Origin of the sequence: Nostoc sp., from assembly GCF_036917355.1 — a bacterium.
In the GTDB taxonomy this organism is placed as follows: domain Bacteria; phylum Cyanobacteriota; class Cyanobacteriia; order Cyanobacteriales; family Nostocaceae; genus Nostoc.
Map to the genome: position 1 here is coordinate 1 of NZ_JBALDP010000092.1, position 18579 is coordinate 18579.

14 protein-coding genes are annotated in these 18579 nt (G+C 41.0%); 5 read left to right on the forward strand and 9 right to left on the reverse strand.

Going from position 1 to position 18579, the window contains the following annotated elements; all coding sequences use genetic code 11:
• Nucleotides 1-393: 393 nt before the first annotated feature.
• The 5 genes from V7K53_RS28080 to V7K53_RS28100 all read right to left on the reverse strand — a co-directional run bounded on the left by V7K53_RS28080 (nt 394) and on the right by V7K53_RS28100 (nt 4258).
• The gene (locus V7K53_RS28080) at nt 394-1005 is read right to left on the reverse strand and encodes a DUF4231 domain-containing protein (protein WP_335200754.1); all 612 of its coding nucleotides are present in this window, start codon (nt 1003-1005) and stop codon (nt 394-396) included.
• A 9-nt stretch (nt 1006-1014) separates the two neighbouring features.
• Nucleotides 1015-1761 carry a hypothetical protein gene (locus V7K53_RS28085; RefSeq protein WP_335200755.1) on the reverse strand — a complete coding sequence of 249 codons (747 nt, stop codon included), beginning with the start codon at nt 1759-1761 and terminating at the stop codon, nt 1015-1017.
• Nucleotides 1762-2146: 385 nt separating this feature from the next.
• On the reverse strand, nt 2147-3250 hold the full coding sequence (locus V7K53_RS28090) for an AI-2E family transporter (RefSeq protein ID WP_335200848.1): 1104 nt from the start codon (nt 3248-3250) through the stop codon (nt 2147-2149).
• Nucleotides 3251-3386: 136 nt separating this feature from the next.
• Nucleotides 3387-3821 (reverse strand): NUDIX hydrolase, encoded by a 435-nt coding sequence (locus V7K53_RS28095; protein ID WP_334839064.1) that lies wholly within the window; start codon nt 3819-3821, stop codon nt 3387-3389.
• Nucleotides 3822-3841: 20 nt separating this feature from the next.
• On the reverse strand, nt 3842-4258 hold the full coding sequence (locus V7K53_RS28100; protein WP_335200756.1) for a hypothetical protein: 417 nt from the start codon (nt 4256-4258) through the stop codon (nt 3842-3844).
• A gap of 326 nt (nt 4259-4584) precedes the next feature.
• Here V7K53_RS28100 and folD point away from each other — a divergent pair, with 326 nt between their 5' ends.
• The 3 genes from folD to V7K53_RS28115 all read left to right on the forward strand — a co-directional run bounded on the left by folD (nt 4585) and on the right by V7K53_RS28115 (nt 7269).
• Complete coding sequence (gene folD / locus V7K53_RS28105) at nt 4585-5472, forward strand: bifunctional methylenetetrahydrofolate dehydrogenase/methenyltetrahydrofolate cyclohydrolase FolD (protein WP_335200757.1); 888 nt, start codon at nt 4585-4587, stop codon at nt 5470-5472.
• 157 nt (nt 5473-5629) lie between these two features.
• Entirely contained in the window at nt 5630-6562 is a 933-nt protein-coding gene (crtE, locus tag V7K53_RS28110) for a geranylgeranyl diphosphate synthase CrtE (RefSeq protein ID WP_335200758.1), read from the forward strand.
• 251 nt (nt 6563-6813) lie between these two features.
• Nucleotides 6814-7269: a divergent PAP2 family protein gene (locus V7K53_RS28115; protein ID WP_094350479.1), complete on the forward strand. Its 456-nt coding sequence runs from the start codon at nt 6814-6816 to the stop codon at nt 7267-7269.
• A gap of 267 nt (nt 7270-7536) precedes the next feature.
• Here the strand turns inward: V7K53_RS28115 and V7K53_RS28120 are convergent, their stop codons facing one another.
• The 4 genes from V7K53_RS28120 to V7K53_RS28135 form a co-directional block, all read right to left on the reverse strand.
• Nucleotides 7537-8205, reverse strand: coding sequence for a hypothetical protein (locus V7K53_RS28120; protein WP_335200759.1), 669 nt, complete (start codon nt 8203-8205; stop codon nt 7537-7539).
• A gap of 246 nt (nt 8206-8451) precedes the next feature.
• Entirely contained in the window at nt 8452-8781 is a 330-nt protein-coding gene (locus V7K53_RS28125) for an MgPME-cyclase complex family protein (RefSeq protein WP_289799903.1), read from the reverse strand.
• A gap of 61 nt (nt 8782-8842) precedes the next feature.
• Entirely contained in the window at nt 8843-9562 is a 720-nt protein-coding gene (locus V7K53_RS28130; protein WP_335200760.1) for a SnoaL-like polyketide cyclase, read from the reverse strand.
• 153 nt (nt 9563-9715) lie between these two features.
• On the reverse strand, nt 9716-10441 hold the full coding sequence (locus V7K53_RS28135; protein ID WP_335200762.1) for a pyridoxine 5'-phosphate synthase: 726 nt from the start codon (nt 10439-10441) through the stop codon (nt 9716-9718).
• 191 nt (nt 10442-10632) lie between these two features.
• Between V7K53_RS28135 and V7K53_RS28140 the strand changes: the two genes are divergently transcribed.
• Both V7K53_RS28140 and V7K53_RS28145 read left to right on the forward strand, forming a co-directional pair.
• Nucleotides 10633-16560: a trifunctional serine/threonine-protein kinase/ATP-binding protein/sensor histidine kinase gene (locus V7K53_RS28140; RefSeq protein ID WP_335200763.1), complete on the forward strand. Its 5928-nt coding sequence runs from the start codon at nt 10633-10635 to the stop codon at nt 16558-16560.
• A gap of 109 nt (nt 16561-16669) precedes the next feature.
• Nucleotides 16670-18565: a sensor histidine kinase gene (locus V7K53_RS28145; protein WP_335200764.1), complete on the forward strand. Its 1896-nt coding sequence runs from the start codon at nt 16670-16672 to the stop codon at nt 18563-18565.
• Nucleotides 18566-18579 lie beyond the last annotated feature (14 nt).

An 18579-nucleotide genomic window follows, 5' to 3' on the forward strand; every position in this document is an offset into this window, starting at 1 on the left:
ACCAACTTACATTTGAGCAGGTAATTTCTGTCTCTTCTTACAACTTTATCCTGGAAGCTTTATTCTATGCAGCTTCATATTAAATTGGTATAAGGAACCATATCTAATGTTAATACTCAGCTTTTTTATTTAATGATTGCAACACATGCTTAGGTAAAGATGCGATGAATCGCGTCTCTACAAATGGTCTATTTGCTGCATTCTTTTTTCTAATTGGTATAATCTTTACAAATTATACTTTTTAGTTTTTTATTTGTTGAAATCACTTTAATTTATTTCAATCAGATAAAATCCATAAATAATCAAAACGTAATTATCTCGATTGCTCTACTGAACTTTATTTCTAACTATTATTATATTTTATCTAACAGGAGAGAGTTTCTTAAATCAATTTTATTCTTCGTCTTTCTTCTCTTCTAAATTAGTTGGTTTTGTATTTGGCAGAAGGATATGGTCTTCCTGATTATGTTTTTCTTCTTTCTTTTCTTGTACAACTTGAGTGGCATATATTTCCACATCTCGCTGAATGATATCTTCTACATGACTTGCAAATAGATTAAATGCCTGTTCGTGGCTTGGATAAATACGATAAGGGCCTGTCAACTGCGAAAATTGCCACCCTTGGGTTTTCAAAGATTCAACTGTTCGGCGATAGTGTCGCCAGCGTTCTCCATAGTGAAAAAACTCTTCAATGGCAGCGCTAATAGCAACTATTTGGCTCAAACCAAAAGTTGACCACATAATGATATCCCTGTTGTTAGGTTTGAAATTAGTGTTAATATTTAAACTTACCAATGCCGGGAGAACTACACCACCAATAATAGTTGTTATCCGTAAAAAATAATGGCGATCGCGCGATAAATTCGCCTTACTTTCCATCCAGAGTACTTGGTCTAACCAGCGCGATCGCAAAAAATGTTTTTGCACATCACCTAAGTTAATACCTGCAAATAACTTGTTAAAATCTTCTTTTAAAAATTCTTGATAACTATCTTTTTTTGCCATTTTTTACTCCTAATTAGAAAGTAACCCCTTAATTACTTTGTCTAAATTCTCAACTCCTTTCTCTATGTCGATTAAGTCGATGTATTGTAATGTACCAGATTTAGCTAGCTTTTTGGCTCGTTCATCAGTAGCCTTTCCACGCAAAGCATCTGCAAGTATATCTGCGGTTCTACCACTACCAGCAATTACAAGAACTATCCTTCCACTATCAACGCTAGAAAACGCATCCTTAAAGGTAATTTCGCCACCGTTCAAGAGTAGTGTCATCGAAGGTGCATCATTGGCCAGCATAGTCGCAACGTGAGATATCCAAGGAGACTCGTCGCCCCAATTATTACCAGGAACTAGCACGAAATGAGTATGGTTTTGCTCTAAGGGTATTAAATCAGCAGCATTTTCTGAATGATTAGGTAAAGCCACTTTGCTTTCGGGTGTCACACCAACCAAAGCAAACTTAGCACCTATCTGGGTACGAGCCGCACCCATCATTCGCATAATTCCCACATCCGTACCTCCATCCACGACATAAGCCCCTAAAGTTTCGGCAATGGGGGCTAAAACTTCCACAAACAATCCTTGAATACGGAGAAAATCAGCTTCACTGATGTTACTTGCACCCCCCACTATTACTAAAACAGGACGCGAACCGGCAAGCCCTATTTCCTCAAGAGCATTTGGCAATTCCGATTGCTGCTCAACTTGAGTAGCTAATGCTGTTTGCCCATTGTCAAAGGTAAGTTTTAAACAACTTTTCATTTTTTAAAAATACTGACTGCTTAGGTTTTCCAGCGTAGTGCTTCGCAGTCATTTTATGCAAGTGTTGTATTCCGTTCTCACCTGAAGGATAAGGAATTTTATGATGCTTTTGTAGGGGTTGTCGTTGATGAATGTGCTACCAGATTTACTCTTATATGTAAATATCGATGCCTGCTGTGGTAACAGAGCTTTGTCCTTTGCGTAGTATCTCGTAGAGAAGTGCAGACTACACTTACACTTAAGTTTTTTACGATTATTTTGCTTGCTAAAAAACTTTTGATGCACAAAGTAATAGCTTCTTGTTTGTTAGCATCATAAATTATGATTTTGCACTTTCTTTATGGACAAGAGTGCCAGTTTTTAAGTTAATCTGAATAATTTAATTTTAACTATAAGTTCCTGCTCTATCACTTATTACCGTAACAGGTTCTGACTCTATATCCTCTATCTTATTAAACTCTCCAGCCCGCCAGCTATCTGTTATATCTTTGATAAAACTGGCAATCGGGATCGCAATTAACAAACCCAGTACTCCTCCCAACTTTGCGCCCAGCAATAAAGAAATCACCACCCACACAGGATTTAAGCCAGTCAAATTACTGAGAATTCGAGGTGCAATAATATTAGAATTAATTTGGTCGATCGCAACAGCTACACCTAAGACTTCTACCCCTAACCAAAAATTTTGCAGCGCTACCAATAAACTTACTATGGCAATACCGACTCCCGTACCAAAGGGGAAGAGTGAAAATAAGCCAATACCAATGCCAAAAAGTAAAGCTAGGGGAACTTGCAGCGCCAAAAACACCAGAGTAATTGTCACACCTAACACAGCTCCTAATGTTGCTTGACCGATGAAGTAATTGTGGAAATCCTCTCGCAGTAATTCCCGTACTCTTGACCCAATATTAGGGGGAAACCACTGAAAAATTCCGTCCCAAAGACGTTCACCGTTCAATATTAGGTAGATAGTCAGCACTACCGCCAACAGCACATTGAGGACAATACCAATAGTATCGACAGCAAAACCAAGAATTCTACCAGTGAAGGACTGAAGTTGGTTAGATAATCGTTCCAGAACTTGGGTAAATAAACCACTTAAATTAATCGGAAGTTGCTGTTGACTTAACGCCCAATCCTGAAAAGCTTGCAGCTGCTGAGTACCAGAATCAATCCAACTAGGCAAAATATTAGCCAGTTCAACGAGCTGTTGAATAATCAGGGGAACCAAGGTGATACCTAAAGCTACTAAAACCACTAGAGTCAAAAGCAACACTCCTCCGATCGCTAAGTTAGGTTTCACTCCTTGTTCCTGGAGAAACTGGATTGGATAGTTCAAAACAAAAGCTAGCAGGATGGCGGCGGCAATAATGCTAACTAAGGGTTGAAAATACTGTATAACCTGGAGCAATAGCCAGCCGTTGAGAATGGCAATGGGAAATGCCAATCCTATAGTTAACCATCGCGGCAGTTTGTTTGCTGATTGCATTAGTGATGACCCCATAAGAGTTCGTTCTAACTTTATTTTGGCTTCTTGGGATGTGGGGAGTGGAAAATCAGGGAGTAGGGGAAGAAGAATTAATAATCAATACCCAATGACAAATGACAAATGACTAATCCCCAAATTATGTTGGATTTTTCTCAATAAAATCCAACATAATTTTTTGATGCATTGCCCCTAAAGGTCGCACTTCGCCAGCATTTTGTGAATAACAGTTACCTTGGCGAATATCTTCTGGCGTAAATAATGCCATATCCCAGCCCTCATTCAGAACCAGTTGATTTAATTCCACCAAGAGTGGTGCATGAAAGACATGACGGACAACTCTTTCATTGGGATAACAACCAAATTCAACAAAAGGTGGTAGATTGTAGCCGATTTCTTCTAAAATTTCTCGTTTTACCGCTACATCTGGCGTTTCACCAGGTTCGATGTGACCGCCAAACAGCGCCCAGTAACCAGGGTAGAGAATACCGGGGATGTTGTCACGCAGTTGCATGAGAAACTTGTTTTTCTGGTAGAGAATTGCGATCGCTACGTGCGCCTGTTGATTGTTCATGTCTTTATTTTTAATTGTTATTATTCTTCTTCTAAATAAACTTCCCCCAATTCTTTGCCAGCTAAAGGAATACTTCGGTAGCGAATTTTACCCTTAATTACAACTTCTGAACCTTCACCCAGATTCTTTTGATTGGTGACTACCCAAATTTTGCCCGTTGAGTCCTTTATTTTATAAGCCCACTGTTCGATCAGGGGAGCTTGCTTTTCTACCTGACCTTGGATGTAAACTATAGCCTGATTGTCTTGTTTTGGTTTAATCTCTCCAATTGGAGTGACATTTGTACCAATTTTTAAACCAGCACCACGCAAACCAGGCGATGTCAAGTTACTACAACTACAAAGTCCTGCTATCAGAAAAAAAGTCAACCCCAAGGGGTAAGGAACAATACTGTGCCCGTACAAGAACGAAAGAGATAAATTTCTTATTTGTCGCATAAAACCCACCGATTTATTTATTTTGGGCATTTGGCACAAGAGGCAGAGGTGCGGAGGCGAAAAACTTACTGCAACTGACTTTTCCCCTGCTCCCCTGCTCCCCTGCCCCTCTGCCCCTCTGCTCCTCTCCTCCCCCACTCCCACTCTCCCAATTCTTTATTCTTCAGATGATGCCGCTGATCTGAGAAAATAAACATTATGAATTTACTGTGAGAGAAACGCTACGACATCAAACAGCAACACAATAATAGTCGAAAGTCAAGAGTTAAGAATCAATATTTTCATTTTGGACTTTGGACAAAAAGCGAACATAGCTGGGAATTTTCATGGAAACAAAAACTGCCAAACTCCTTGATGGGAAAGCTCTAGCAGCAAAAATTCAGCAAGAACTTTCTGTTGCGATTACACAATTACAACCAAAAATTGGACGACCTCCTGGTTTAGCAGTGTTGATGGTTGGTGATAACCCAGCGTCAGCTGCTTATGTACGCAATAAAGAAAAAGCCTGCGCTAAAGTTGGGATCGCTTCTTTTGGTAAGCATTTCCCTGCCGAAACTACCCTTGAGGAGTTAGAAGAGGTAATTGCTGCACTCAACCATGATGAAAGAGTGGATGGCATTCTTGTGCAGTTACCCTTACCTAACCACCTGGATGCTGTAACTCTGCTACATCAAATCGATCCCGATAAAGATGCTGATGGACTGCACCCAGTTAATTTGGGGCGATTAGTACGGGGAGAAAGCGGTTTACGTAGCTGCACCCCGGCTGGTGTGATGCGGCTTTTACAAGAATATGAGATTTCTTTACAGGGAAAACAGGCAGTAGTCGTGGGGCGCAGTATTTTGGTGGGTAAACCGATGGCGCTGATGCTATTAGAAGCTGATGCTACAGTCACGATCGCTCACTCGCGATCGCATGACCTCAAAACCATCACCCAAAATGCTGATATTCTAATTGCAGCAGTAGGTCGTCCCGGATTGATCTCTGCTGATATGGTGAAACCGGGCGCTGTTGTGGTAGATGTGGGGATGAATCGCGTCACCGATGCGAATGGCAAAAGTCGTCTGATTGGCGATGTCCATTTTGAATCAACCGCTGATGTAGCAGGATTTATCACCCCAGTTCCTGGTGGTGTTGGCCCGATGACTGTTGCCATATTGTTGGAAAATACATTTGCTAGTTATTCTAGAGCGGCAAAAAAAGAAAGAGAGTGAAAAGTTAAAAGTTATTCTTAATAACTCTTAACTTCTAAATCCCGTACAGACGCGATTAATCGCGTCTCTGCTCCTAACTCTTCATTTTTTTCAGCGCCCTAGCACCTTAAAATTGTGACGTATAAGGCAAAAATCGCAAAATATCAGGAATTAAAGAATGGTAGCAACTGATAACGTCCAAAAGACACCACCAGAGGAAGCCACATTTAACTTAGTAGCTTATTTAAAAGAGCGACAAAAGCTTTGTGATAATGCTTTGGATCGGTCTATCCCGGTCATTTATCCAGAAAAGATTTATGAGGCGATGCGCTATTCGTTATTAGCTGGAGGTAAGCGTGTACGTCCCATTCTTTGCCTTGCCACCTGTGAAATGATGGGTGGAACCATTGAGATGGCCATGCCAACGGCTTGTGCTGTGGAGATGATCCACACAATGTCGTTGATACATGACGACCTGCCAGCGATGGATAATGACGATTACCGTCGGGGAAAGCTGACGAATCATAAAGTCTATGGGGAAGATGTTGCGATTTTGGCTGGGGATGGCTTGTTGGCTCTTGCTTTTGAGTCTGTTGCCATTGAAACGCCCCAAAGCGTTAAGAGAGAGGTAGTCTTGCAGGTTATTGCCCGTCTTGGTCGAGCGTTAGGGGCAGGTGGTTTGGTCGGCGGTCAAGTTGTCGATTTAGAGTCGGAAGGAAAATCTGATATTTCCTTAGAAACCCTAAATTTCATTCATAAACACAAAACAGCCGCCCTCTTGGAAGCTTGCGTAGTTTGTGGCGGACTGATTGCTAATGCATCATCTGAAGATGTGCAGCGACTAACCCGTTATGCTCAAAATATTGGGCTAGCATTCCAAATCATCGATGATATTTTGGATATCACTTCTACTCAAGAGCAATTAGGTAAAACAGCTGGTAAAGACCAAAAAGCTCAGAAAGTTACCTATCCCAGCCTTTGGGGACTTGAGGAATCGCGATCAATTGCCCAAGAGCTAGTTAAAGAAGCTTGTGTGGAATTAGAACCATTTGGAGACAGAGCTAAACCACTCCAAGCGATCGCTCATTATATTACCAGCCGTAATAACTAGTAACGCTTTAGCGTTTTATTGATTAGGAATGGGTAGTTTATTTACACCATACTGTACTACTACTGCCCAGCGGAATTCAAAATTCACTCATTCAAAATTAAAAAAGCTTATCAAGTAAGCTTTTAGGTGATTTTGAAGAGTTGGTCTGTTTCCACGGTGATGTACTAGATTAATTTGGGATTTTGGGTTGAATCTAAATGTTTCCTCAACCAACAACTGCTGCTAATATTTACTAACCTAACCAAAATAACATGCAGGACATAGGCAACATTTTAGACAACCGGGTGCTGCTGGTTGCTCTGGTAGCTTGTTTAATTGCTCAAGCATTAAAGCTCGTAGTTGAGATCGTCAAACATCGCAAATTGAATGTGCGTGTTTTGGTGACAACCGGAGGTATGCCCAGTGCCCATTCGGCTCTGGTTACAGCTCTAGCCGCTGGTGTAGGGCAAACACTGGGTTGGGCATCTCCTGATTTTGCCGTTGCGATCGTTTTTGCCATCATTGTCATGTATGATGCAGCCGGAGTTCGCCAAGCGGCTGGTAAGCAAGCTCGTATTCTCAATCAAATGATTGATGAATTATTCCATGAAAAACCAGACTTTAGCCAAGACCGTCTGAAAGAATTACTCGGACATACACCAGTTCAGGTAATCGCTGGGTCGGCTTTGGGTATAACCATCTATTGGTTAGCTAGGTCTGCTTATTAAACTAGGGCAATAAATCTTTGTTTGAGGGGATATTGATAATTAGTAACTGGTAATTTGTCAATCAATTTTGGATTTTAGATTTACCCCGTAAATAAATTCAGGGGATTAAGGATGACAGGATTTGTGCCAAATAACTTGCTTCTCGCAGAACGAGTATAAATATATTCGCTGAAAACCCTTTGAAATTTTGAATTTAAAATCACAAATTAGGTCAATTGACAAATTACCACTCTGGTAGATCGCATCAGTATGCCAGTGAACTTAACACTAAAACCGCACAGTCGAGCGCAGCAGAATCACTTTACGACTATCTACTAGGCTGGCAACGAAACCACCATTGTTTAGCTTTTGCAATGTATTATACGCTTCAGTTTGGTTAGTGGTATAAACTGCTAGCAAGTAAGGGCGTTGTCCATAAGAAACAAAACCGACGTTACCTCCCACCACTTGCTGCACATTATTTACTAGTTCTGGACGGTTGTAATAATCTACCAGCACTGCATAACCTTCTCCTAATGCTTGAGGATTATAGCTGACTGTCTGCTGAGGTGGTTTTGGCTGTGACTGTGGCTGTGGCGACTGCGGCTGCACATCTGCCGTTGTTGTTGGTCGAGTGGTAATTATGGCAGACAAGCCAACAATATTGCTGACATATCTTGCCCAACGATTGGCATCGTCAATTTTATTAAAACCCCCGACTCGCGTCACGGTTTCGTTGAGATATTTGCAGGTGATAGTTTTAAGTTCGGGTGGTAAAGCGCTACGTAACTGCTTTTGATTATTTGCTGTGGGACTGACTACTAATAAAAGATACTCACCTGCATTTGGTGGTTGACAAGAGGGAATGGTTTTTTGAGCAAGTACAGAACTCATGCCACCAATCAACCCTACAATCGCTAATCCTAAAACACTTGGTAAATTCTGAAATCTATGCACAAAAGTTAGATTATGTAAATTAAGGTGTCCTAGAAGATTTTATAAGAAAAAAGCTGAAAACCTAGCTACTTCAGTATGGTGATGAAATATGTGTCAAAAAATATATTTTGTTACTCCAAAATAAAATTAGGGAGTGGGGAAGAGGCAGAGGGGCAGCACTTCGACTACGCTCAGTGACCGAGGGGCAGGAGAGGAGACATTTCTCCATGCCCAATGTCCAATGCCCTATGCCGCAATGCCCTATGCTTAAGATACGGTAACTAACGATGCTAAAGCATCTGGTATTGCCTCAGAAGGAGCCTGGAATTCGCCAGTAATGACGTACTCTAAACGCAGTTTTAACCAAGTAATAAATTGAGGATTTGTAGAAATAATGGCTACTGCTGGTTGGGGACACTTCGCCTTTAGCTCTTTAAACTGCGGTGCTTCCAAGAAAGCTGGTTGCTCAACTAACCAAAAATCGATTTGTTTTTCTTGTTCGTGGTAGTTACGGGTACGTTCTTTGAGAACTTCGTGTATCGGTTCTTCTTCGAGAAGAAAACGGTGACTTGCCAAAACGTAATGGTATGTTTGCATTTTCATCCTTTGGTTGCTATGTGAATAATTTCAGGGCACAGTGACTCTGTACCCTGACAAACTAACTTTTGTGGGATTTCTTGAACCAAGAACTGAACGGACAAGCACTTTTCTGGTTTTCAGATTTTGTCTGTTTGCCACCAGATGTTAGCTTTTCCAAGAACAGATTATTGTCGAAGTAGTGTTCTAAGGAAATAACCTTCAAGTCATCGGTAACTTTTGCAATGCTCATGCCGATAATTTCTATTGTCTCTCCAGTAGGTGCATGGCCTTTATATTCTCCGTTAAAATGTCCCCAATGCCGCCATTTAAATGTGACATTTGGGGGCCCGGAAAAAACTTCCAGAACTTCCCAAGGAAATCCTTGGGGGAATGTTGTGTGGAAGACTTTTGCGGATGATTCAAAGGTTTCTTCTGAAGCTTTGTAATGCTCTGAATCAGGCATAAATAGATTGTAAGTACCTTGGGCTGATACATCTGCTGCGGTATACTCTACTCCACCATTGGTACTGACGCGAAACTGTTCATTCACAATGGATAACCACTCTTGCGGGTTAGCTTTGAAGGATACCTCCATCTCGAAGGTTCTCACTAAGTTTTGGACGATCGCTTCCAATGTTCCTTCAAGATGATTGTAGATACTTTCTTTAGCGAGATTCTCTTTTGAACGAGAATAATCAGGCGGTGTTTGATAGCGCCACTCGACATCAGTGCTTTCTGCTATCACTTTATCTCTATCCTGTACCCAAAGTGGCAGGTTGTTAGACTGTGTTGCGCTCATAGAAGTTTTTGCTGAAGATTTGATCCCAATTTCTAGATTTCGCAGTGACAACCCCTCTTTCTAAGGCATGGCGCAGGGAGCAGGGGAGCAGGGGAGAAGTTGCAGTAAGTTTTTCTCCCCCTCTGCCCCTCCATTCCTCTGCCTCTCTGCCTCTTATGCCCCATTCCCTCCTATAGCTTGTTTCATCTCGCGGACTGCCCTTTCCATACCTACTAATGCTGCTCGACTGATGATGGTATGACCAATGTTCAGTTCTTCCATGCCTGGAAGCGCAGCCACCGGATAAACGTTCCAGTAGGTGAGTCCATGACCAGCGTTAACTCGTAATCCGGCTTGAATTGCTTGTTCGCAACCTTTTGCTAATATGGCTAATTCTCGGTGGCGATTTGTTTCATCTTTAGCCTCAGCATATTGTCCGGTGTGCAATTCAATAAACTGCGTCTCTATCTTGACAGATGCTTCAATTTGTGCTGGTTCGGCATCGATAAATAAACTAACTGGAATGCTAGCGCTTTGCAATTTATCGACTATTTCACCTATTCTAGCAATTTGTCCGACAATATCTAGTCCGCCTTCTGTTGTTACTTCTTCGCGCTTTTCGGGGACTAAAGTCACGTAATCTGGTTTGATATCGAGAGCGATCGCTAGCATTTCATCTGTAGCGGCCATTTCTAAATTAAGATGCGATCGCACTGTTTGCCGCAATATACGCACATCCCGATCTTGGATATGCCGCCGATCTTCGCGCAGATGCACCGTAATTCCATCCGCACCCGCTAATTCTGCCAGTACCGCCGCCGCTACTGGATCTGGTTCCACCGTCCGCCGCGCTTGCCGGATAGTGGCGATGTGGTCAATGTTAACGCCAAGTGTAGGCACCCCAAATTTCTCCCAAATCCACAGTCTTCAGAACTTGATTTTACCGGAAATAGCGGTAGTTTTGCTGAAGGAGCTACAGATAGATTACACGCGTAAAATGCGATTGTTTAAAAGAAAACTGAGTTAGCAAAAGCTTATTCTTGGGCAAACTACTTTAAATAAGTAGCTGATTTCACAAGAGTTGATGAAGTATGAATACAGCAGTTGAGCCGATGGACAAGTTTTTGAACTATCGAATTAGCGAACAACTTTATGCAGGCTCTAGAACCTTAGTTTACCGTGCTATTCGAGAGGCGGATCGACTTCCGGTTGTGATCAAACTGCTCCAGCAAGAGTATCCTACCTTCAGTGAACTGCTGCTGTTCCGTAATCAGTACACTATTGCTAAAAATCTTGACCTACCCGGTATTGTTCGTCCCTACAGCCTGGAACCTTACCGCAACAGCTATGCTTTGGTGATGGAGGATTTTGGCGGCATTTCCCTCAAAGATTGGCTCAACCAAAAAATAGGGAGCAACCAATATACTTTGACAGAGTTCTTGGATATTGCGATCGCTCTGAGTAATACTCTTGACGGACTTTATCGCCATCGAGTTATTCACAAAGATATCAAGCCAGCCAACATTCTCATCAACCCGGAAACGAAGCAAGTCAAGTTGATTGACTTTAGTATTGCCTCTCTTTTACCCAGAGAAACCCAGGAAATTTATAGTCCTAATGTCTTAGAAGGTACTCTCGCCTACCTTTCCCCCGAACAAACCGGACGGATGAATCGCGGAATTGACTATCGCAGTGATTATTATTCCCTCGGCGTTACCTTCTATGAATTGCTGGCTGGACACCTACCGTTTGAGTCGAGCGATCCGATGGAGTTGGTTCACTGTCATATTGCCAAGCAACCAAATCAATTCAAAATTCAAAATTCAAAATTCAAAAATGAAGAACCTATTCCCGAAGTTCTTTGTGAGATTGTGATGAAGTTGATGGCGAAAAATGCTGAAGACCGCTATCAGAGTGCATTAGGGCTGAAATTTGATTTAGAAAAATGTTTGTCTCAATTGCAGGAAATTGGCAGGGTTAAATCTTTTGAATTAGGTCAGCGGGATATTTGCGATCGCTTCATCATCCCAGAAAAACTCTACGGTCGCCAAGCTGAAGTTGAAAACTTACTGGATGCCTTTGAGAGAGTCAGTCAGGGAAGCACTGAAATTATGTTGGTAGCAGGCTTCTCTGGCATTGGCAAAACTGCTGTGGTGAACGAAGTTCACAAGCCAATTGTGCGACAACGGGGTTATTTCATTAAAGGTAAATTTGACCAGTTCCAGCGCAACATCCCTTTCTCTGCCTTTGTGCAAGCTTTTCGAGACTTAATCGGGCAACTGTTGAGTGAAACTGACGCCCAATTCGAGCGGTGGAAGTCCAAAATTCTTTCTGCTTTGGGTGAGAACGGACAAGTGATGATTGAGGTGATTCCAGAACTGGAAAGTATAATTGGTAAACAGCCACCTGCGCCGGAACTCTCTGGAAGTGCGGCACTAAATCGCTTCAATTCGCTGTTTTTGAAATTTACTCAAGTCTTCACTGCATTAGAACATCCATTGGCAATCTTTATTGACGATCTCCAATGGGCAGATTCTGCTTCTTTAAAGTTAATGCACTTGTTAATGAGCGAAGCTGACATCCGCTATCTACTGTTAATTGGTGCTTATCGAGATAATGAAGTCAACCCAGTACATCCGCTGATGCTAACTTTGGAAGAGATTCAGAAATTAGATGCCACAGTCAATACGATTACTTTATTACCCCTCGATCGGGTTTCTATCAATCATTTGGTTGCAGATACATTGAGTTGCTCTTTAGCTTTAGCCACACCTTTAACAGAATTAGTATTGAGCAAAACTAAAGGTAATCCTTTCTTCAGCACCCAGTTTCTCAAAGCGCTACATCAAGATCGATTAATTACATTTAATTTTAATGGTGGTTATTGGGAATGTGATATTGCTCAGGTGCGATCGCTCGCCCTTACCGATGATGTAGTAGAGTTCATGGCAATTCAACTTCAGAAGTTGTCAACAGAAACTCAAGAAGTTTTGAAGTTAGCAGCTTGTGTAGGAAACCAATTTGATTTAGAGACATTAGCGATCGTCCATGAAAAATCCCAGTTGGAAACAGCCACAGATTTTTGGAAAGCTGTGCAAGATGGGTTGATTATTCCTACCAATGAGGTTTATAAGTTCTACCATGATGAGTCTGAATTTATAATTCAGAATTCAGAATTTAAGCAATATAATTCTCCTGACTCTTGCTCTTACAGATTTCTTCATGACCGTGTTCAGCAAGCGGCCTATTCTCTTATCCCTGAATCTCAACGAAAAGGTACTCATTTCAAAATTGGGCAATTACTGTTAAACAATACATTACCTGAAGCACTTGAAGTCAGTATTTTTGACATTGTTAATCAGCTAAATGAGGGAGTCGATATAATTGATCAACAATTCCAAAGAGATGAACTTGCTCAACTGAATCTAGTTGCTGGTAAAAAAGCAAAAGCTTCTACTGCTTATAGAGCAGCCCTAAAGTATTTCACTTTAGGCAGAGGTTTGTTAATAGATAAAAGTTGGCTAAATAATTATAAAATTACCTTTGATTTACATCGAGAGTCCGCTGAATGTGAATATCTAACTGGTAGCTTTGACCAAGCCGAAAGATTATTTGAAATAGCGTTAGATCAAAGCCAAGATAGGTTTGAACAAGTAGATATTTATAGGATTCAGATGTATCTGAAAATGACTCAGGGTGAAAATATAGCAGCTAGCATTGAAGCTGGAGTAAAAGGTTTGAGCATCATGGGGATGAGTCTGCCAGTTACTCCTGAAGAACAGCAAGCTGCTATCGAAACTGAACTTCAAGAATTAAAAGCTAAACTTCAAACGGTTCGTATACCAGATTTATTCGATCTGCCTGAGATGACAGATCGAGATCAGAAGGTTTGTATGGGTATTTTAGCTGACCTTTGGGCAGCAGCTTATATGGGAGGAGATCAATACCTCAGTTGCTTGGCTCCTCTATTAATGATCGGTTTATCGTTGAGATATGGCAATGCAGAAAGCTCTGGTTTTGCCTACTGTTTGTATGGAATGAATTTGGCAAATCAAGGAAATTATCAAACTGCTTATGAGTTTGGTACATTAGCACTAAAACTCGATCGTCACTTCAATAGTACCCAGTTTATTTTTAAGACCAATAATATCTTTGCCCATACCACTAATCCCTATAATCAGCATTTAAAAACTAATTTGCCGCTTTCTCAACAATCATTCCAAATATGTCAAGAAACTGGAAATTTGGTATTTGGTGTTTGGGCGGTTTCGTTTTTGATTTGGGCGATGTTAATTAAGGGCGATCGCCTCTCAGATGTTTACGCGGAAACTGAAAAATATCTGAGCTATGTCCAACAGGTTAATGATGCCAATATGCTGTATGCCTTTACTTTACAGCGGCAGTTCTTATTAAACCTGCAAGATATATCTAAAACTACCGATTTATTACAAGATCGCAATGACGAAGATATTCCCTATATCGAAGTGTGGAGACAGAAAAATAATTTTGAACATGGAATTAATTGGTATTGCTTTCTCAAAATCCAATTGTCATACCTTTATGGCCACTACGCAGATGCTGTGGAAGCAGCAGAAGAAGCTGAGAAAACTCTTGATTGTAACTCTGGTTTTTTCCCAATTATTCAGTATCATTTCTATTATCCACTCAGTTTGATAGCTCTTTATCCCAATGTGACATTAGAAAAGAAAAAGCAGTATTGGGACATTATTCGAGAACATCAACAAATTCAGAAAACCTGGGCGAATAGTTGCCCAGACAACTTTCTACATCGATATCTCTTGTTATCTGCGGAAATAGCAAGAATTTCTGGCAAGTATATGGATGCAATCGAATCATACGATCGCGCCATTGCTAAAGCTAAAGAAAACGAATACATTAACGAAGAAGCTCTCGCCAACGAACTTGCAGCCAAGTTCTATTTAGAATGGGGCAAAGAACGCATTGCTCAAGAGTATTTGATTAATGCTTACTATTGCTACACGCACTGGGATGCTAAAGCCAAAGTCGATGACTTAGAACATTGTTATCCAGAACTGCTAGCCCCGATTTTACAACAGAAGTTTTCACGAAGTGACTCTGAAAGATTATCGCTACTCACGCCCAATGAGACGTTCGCAAATATTGACAGCATTACGACTTTCCACCCAAGCATTCATAAATCAGTAACCTCTAGCAGCAACACATCAGTAATGCTAGATTTGGCAACAGTTTTAAAAGCTTCTCAGACTCTCTCTAGTGAAATTGAACTAGATAAATTACTTACGAAGCTGCTGCAAGTGGTAATGGAAAATGCTGGAGCAGATAAGTGTGCATTACTACTGCTTAAAGAAAATAGATTGGTAATTGAGGCCACTGCTCAAGCTGGGCAAAAATCAACGGTGTTACAGTCTATTTTTGTGGAAGATAGTGCAGAGGTTCCCCATAGCCTAATTTACGCCACAAAACGTAACCTGCAATCTACCGTTATCTTGGATACAGCATTGCATCCGGCGCTAATAGCCGACCCCTATATTATTCGTCAGCAACCCAAAAGCTTGCTATGTACGCCGATTCTTTATCAAGGGAAACTCTTAGGGATTTTATATTTAGAAAATAATCTGATGAGTGGAGCGTTTACTAGCGATCGCGTCGAAATTCTCAATCTATTATGTACTCAAGCTGCAATCTCCCTGGAAAACGCCCGACTTTATCAGCAAGCACAAAATACTCTAGAAAACTTGGGACAGACGGAACAATTCTTGCGCTTAATTATGGATAATATCCCCCAATCTGTTTTCTGGAAAGACCGCAATAGTGTTTATTTAGGCTGTAATCATAAGTTTGCTCAAGCCTCGGGTGTAGGAATACCAGAAAATATTGTTGCTAAAACAGACTACGATTTATCTTGGACTCGCGAGGAATCAGATTGGTATGTAGAGTGCGATCGCCGCATTATGGAATCTGGACAAGCTGAACTAAATATTATTGAAACATTACAGCAAGCAGACGGAAAACAAATCTGGTCTAATACAAATAAAATTCCCCTAAAAGATAGAGAAGGAAACGTTTTTGGCATCCTTGGAACATCTGAAGACATTACTAAATACCAGCAATCACAAAAATTACTGCAACAGCAAAAGCAACAACTAGAACAAGCATTGCAAGAACTCCAAACGATGCAATTACAATTAGTACAAGGTGAAAAAATGTCTGCCCTTGGTAACTTGGTAGCAGGTGTTGCCCATGAAATAAACAATCCTGTCGGCTTCATTGCTGGCAACTTAGAACCAGCCAAAGATTATGTCAAAGATTTGTTGTGTCTAATTAATCTTTATCAAGAAAAGTTTCCTAATCCCGGCTCAGATATTCAAGATGAAATTGATGCCATCGACCTGAATTATTTACGTGAAGATTTACCTAAATTACTAGACTCGATGAAATTGGGTGTTAGCCGTATCCGCAGTATTAGTACCAGTTTGCGAACATTTTCTAGAGCAGATAAGGATTATAAAGTTCCCTTTGATATTCACGAAGGCATTGACAGCAGTATTCTGATTCTCAGACACCGTTTAAAAGCTAACGAAAACCGTCCGGCAATTGAGGTGGTGAAGAATTATGGCAAACTACCTCTCGTGGAATGCTTTGCTGGACAACTTAATCAGGTGTTTATGAACTTGTTAGCAAATGCCATTGATGCACTTGAACAATACAATGCAGAACGGAGTTTGGAAGCGATTCTTGCTAACCCCAATTGCATCATCATTCAAACTCGTGTAGCAGACTCAGGTCAGAATATTTTGATTAAGATTGCTGATAATGGCGTGGGGATGTCACCAGAGGTTAAACAAAAAGTATTTGACCATTTGTTCACTACCAAACCTGTCGGAAAAGGCACTGGATTAGGATTAGCGATCGCTCGTCAAATTGTGGTAGAAGCACATGGTGGTTCGCTCTCTTGTACTTCCGAACTTGGAAAGGGAACAGAGTTTGTCATTCAAATCTCTACTCAACAACAATAATTAGTGCTGAGTGCTGTTAGCGGGGTATTTAGCCCGTGCTGAGTAATTTCTACTTTACTCAGCACTTTTCATTTTTGCTTTTTAAATTGTAGTTTGGAGGAAAGCGACAATGATGCTTAAATTGTGGAAAGTCTGGTTGAAAATAAATCCCCGATGGAGTGCAAAAATCAACAAAAAATACTACTTATTTCAATGGCGATCGCGGAACTTTATATTATTATCAATTGTGATAATTCTGTCCATTAGCATTAGCGCCACTGCTATCACTAGTTACAAGATTGTTAAGGGGTTGTTGCTCGATAGTCTCAAGGAACAAGCACTGTTAAAAACACGGCAAGGTCAAGATGATATCGATAACTGGTTAGCCATTCGGAAGACAGAAATTAAGACTTTGGCAAATTCTGGTGTGGTGCGATCGCTAGATTGGCCTGTGATGGAACCCTACTTGCAATCTGAATTGAAGCGGCTGCAAACGTTTTTGCTCATAGGATTAGCTACATCAGATAGTGCATTAATCAATACTTACGGAGATCATCTCAATGTTAAAGATCGAGAATTTTTTCAGCGGAGTATGACGGGTGAAACAATAGCAGCCGATCCAATTATTGGACGCACAACCAAACAGTTACAGATTCAGATTAGTTCGCCGATTCCTGCCGAAAGAGGTACAAAGCCAGCAGGTGTTTTAATGGGAGGAATTCCAATTAACCGGGTCATTGAGGTCATCAGCAATTTACATCAAGGTAAAGGCAGCTATGCCTTTGCGCTTAATTCTCTAGGAGTTCCCATCGCCCATCCCAACACGGAACTAATTGGTACACCCGAAAAAGCTGCCAAGAGTTTTCTGAACTCACGCAATCCCAGATTAGTTGAAATTAGCCAAAAAATGGTAGCTAAACGCACAAATATTGAATTGCTTCAACTGGATGGTAAGTGGAGTTATGTTGCTTACACTCCCCTGAGAGAGGCAAATTGGTCAGTAGCGTTAATTGTGCCAAAAGAAAATATTGAATCGCCATTACAGGCGTTGAACCTGTTGGCTACAGTTTTGGGAGGATTGCTATTGGTTGGGTTGATTAGTGCATGGCGACAGGTGCAACTATATGAGCAGATTCGCGATCGCGCCTTGATTTCTAGCCAGCAGGCGCAACAACTCAGCAAAACCCTGAAAGAATTGCAAAATACCCAAGCTCAACTGATCCACACCGAAAAAATGTCTAGCCTGGGACAATTGGTGGCTGGAGTGGCACACGAAATCAATAATCCTGCTAATTTTATTCATGCCAACCTCAACCATGCCAGCGTTTACAGCCAAGACATCCTCGATTTGCTCAAGCTTTATCAACAAACTTACCCAAATCCTACGCCCGAAATTAGCGATCGCGTCCAAGAACTTGATATTGAGTTTCTGGCAGAAGATTTACCTAAGTTAATGGCATCGATGCAAGTGGGAACCAAGCGCATTCGTCAAATTGTATTGTCACTGCGTAATTTTTCACGCCTTGATGAGGCAGACATGAAATTTGTAGACATTAATGAAGGATTAGACAACACTCTGATGATTCTGAATCATCGCCTGACAGCCACGCCTAATCAACCAGAAATTCAGATCGTGAAGAGGTACGGTGATTTACCTCTAGTAGAATGCTATGCAGGGCAACTCAATCAGGTGTTTATGAATGTTCTAGTGAATGCAATTGATGCTGTAGAAGAGTCATTCTTAGTAAAGAATGAAGGACAAATTCGCATTCAGACTGAACTCACTAATGAAAAACAGGTGATTATCCAGATTTACGATAATGGTATTGGGATGTCAGAAGAGGTAAAGCAACGAGTATTTGACTATATGTTCACTACTAAACCTGTGGGTAAAGGAATCGGATTAGGAATGGCGATCGCTTATCAAATTGTTGTAGACAAACATGGAGGAACTATTGAAGTTGATTCTACTCCAGGATATGGAACAGAGTTTACCATCGGTATTCCTTTAACAAGTAACAAGTAAAAATTATTGATAAC

Coding starts and splice junctions, on each gene's coding strand:
- V7K53_RS28080 (WP_335200754.1), bottom strand. CDS start 1,005: ATGGCAAAAAAAGATAGTTATCAAGAATTTTTAAAAGAAGATTTTAAC.
- V7K53_RS28085 (WP_335200755.1), bottom strand. CDS start 1,761: ATGAAAAGTTGTTTAAAACTTACCTTTGACAATGGGCAAACAGCATTA.
- V7K53_RS28090 (WP_335200848.1), bottom strand. CDS start 3,250: ATGCAATCAGCAAACAAACTGCCGCGATGGTTAACTATAGGATTGGCA.
- V7K53_RS28095 (WP_334839064.1), bottom strand. CDS start 3,821: ATGAACAATCAACAGGCGCACGTAGCGATCGCAATTCTCTACCAGAAA.
- V7K53_RS28100 (WP_335200756.1), bottom strand. CDS start 4,258: ATGCGACAAATAAGAAATTTATCTCTTTCGTTCTTGTACGGGCACAGT.
- folD (WP_335200757.1), top strand. CDS start 4,585: ATGGAAACAAAAACTGCCAAACTCCTTGATGGGAAAGCTCTAGCAGCA.
- crtE (WP_335200758.1), top strand. CDS start 5,630: ATGGTAGCAACTGATAACGTCCAAAAGACACCACCAGAGGAAGCCACA.
- V7K53_RS28115 (WP_094350479.1), top strand. CDS start 6,814: ATGCAGGACATAGGCAACATTTTAGACAACCGGGTGCTGCTGGTTGCT.
- V7K53_RS28125 (WP_289799903.1), bottom strand. CDS start 8,781: ATGCAAACATACCATTACGTTTTGGCAAGTCACCGTTTTCTTCTCGAA.
- V7K53_RS28130 (WP_335200760.1), bottom strand. CDS start 9,562: ATGAGCGCAACACAGTCTAACAACCTGCCACTTTGGGTACAGGATAGA.
- V7K53_RS28140 (WP_335200763.1), top strand. CDS start 10,633: ATGAATACAGCAGTTGAGCCGATGGACAAGTTTTTGAACTATCGAATT.
- V7K53_RS28145 (WP_335200764.1), top strand. CDS start 16,670: ATGATGCTTAAATTGTGGAAAGTCTGGTTGAAAATAAATCCCCGATGG.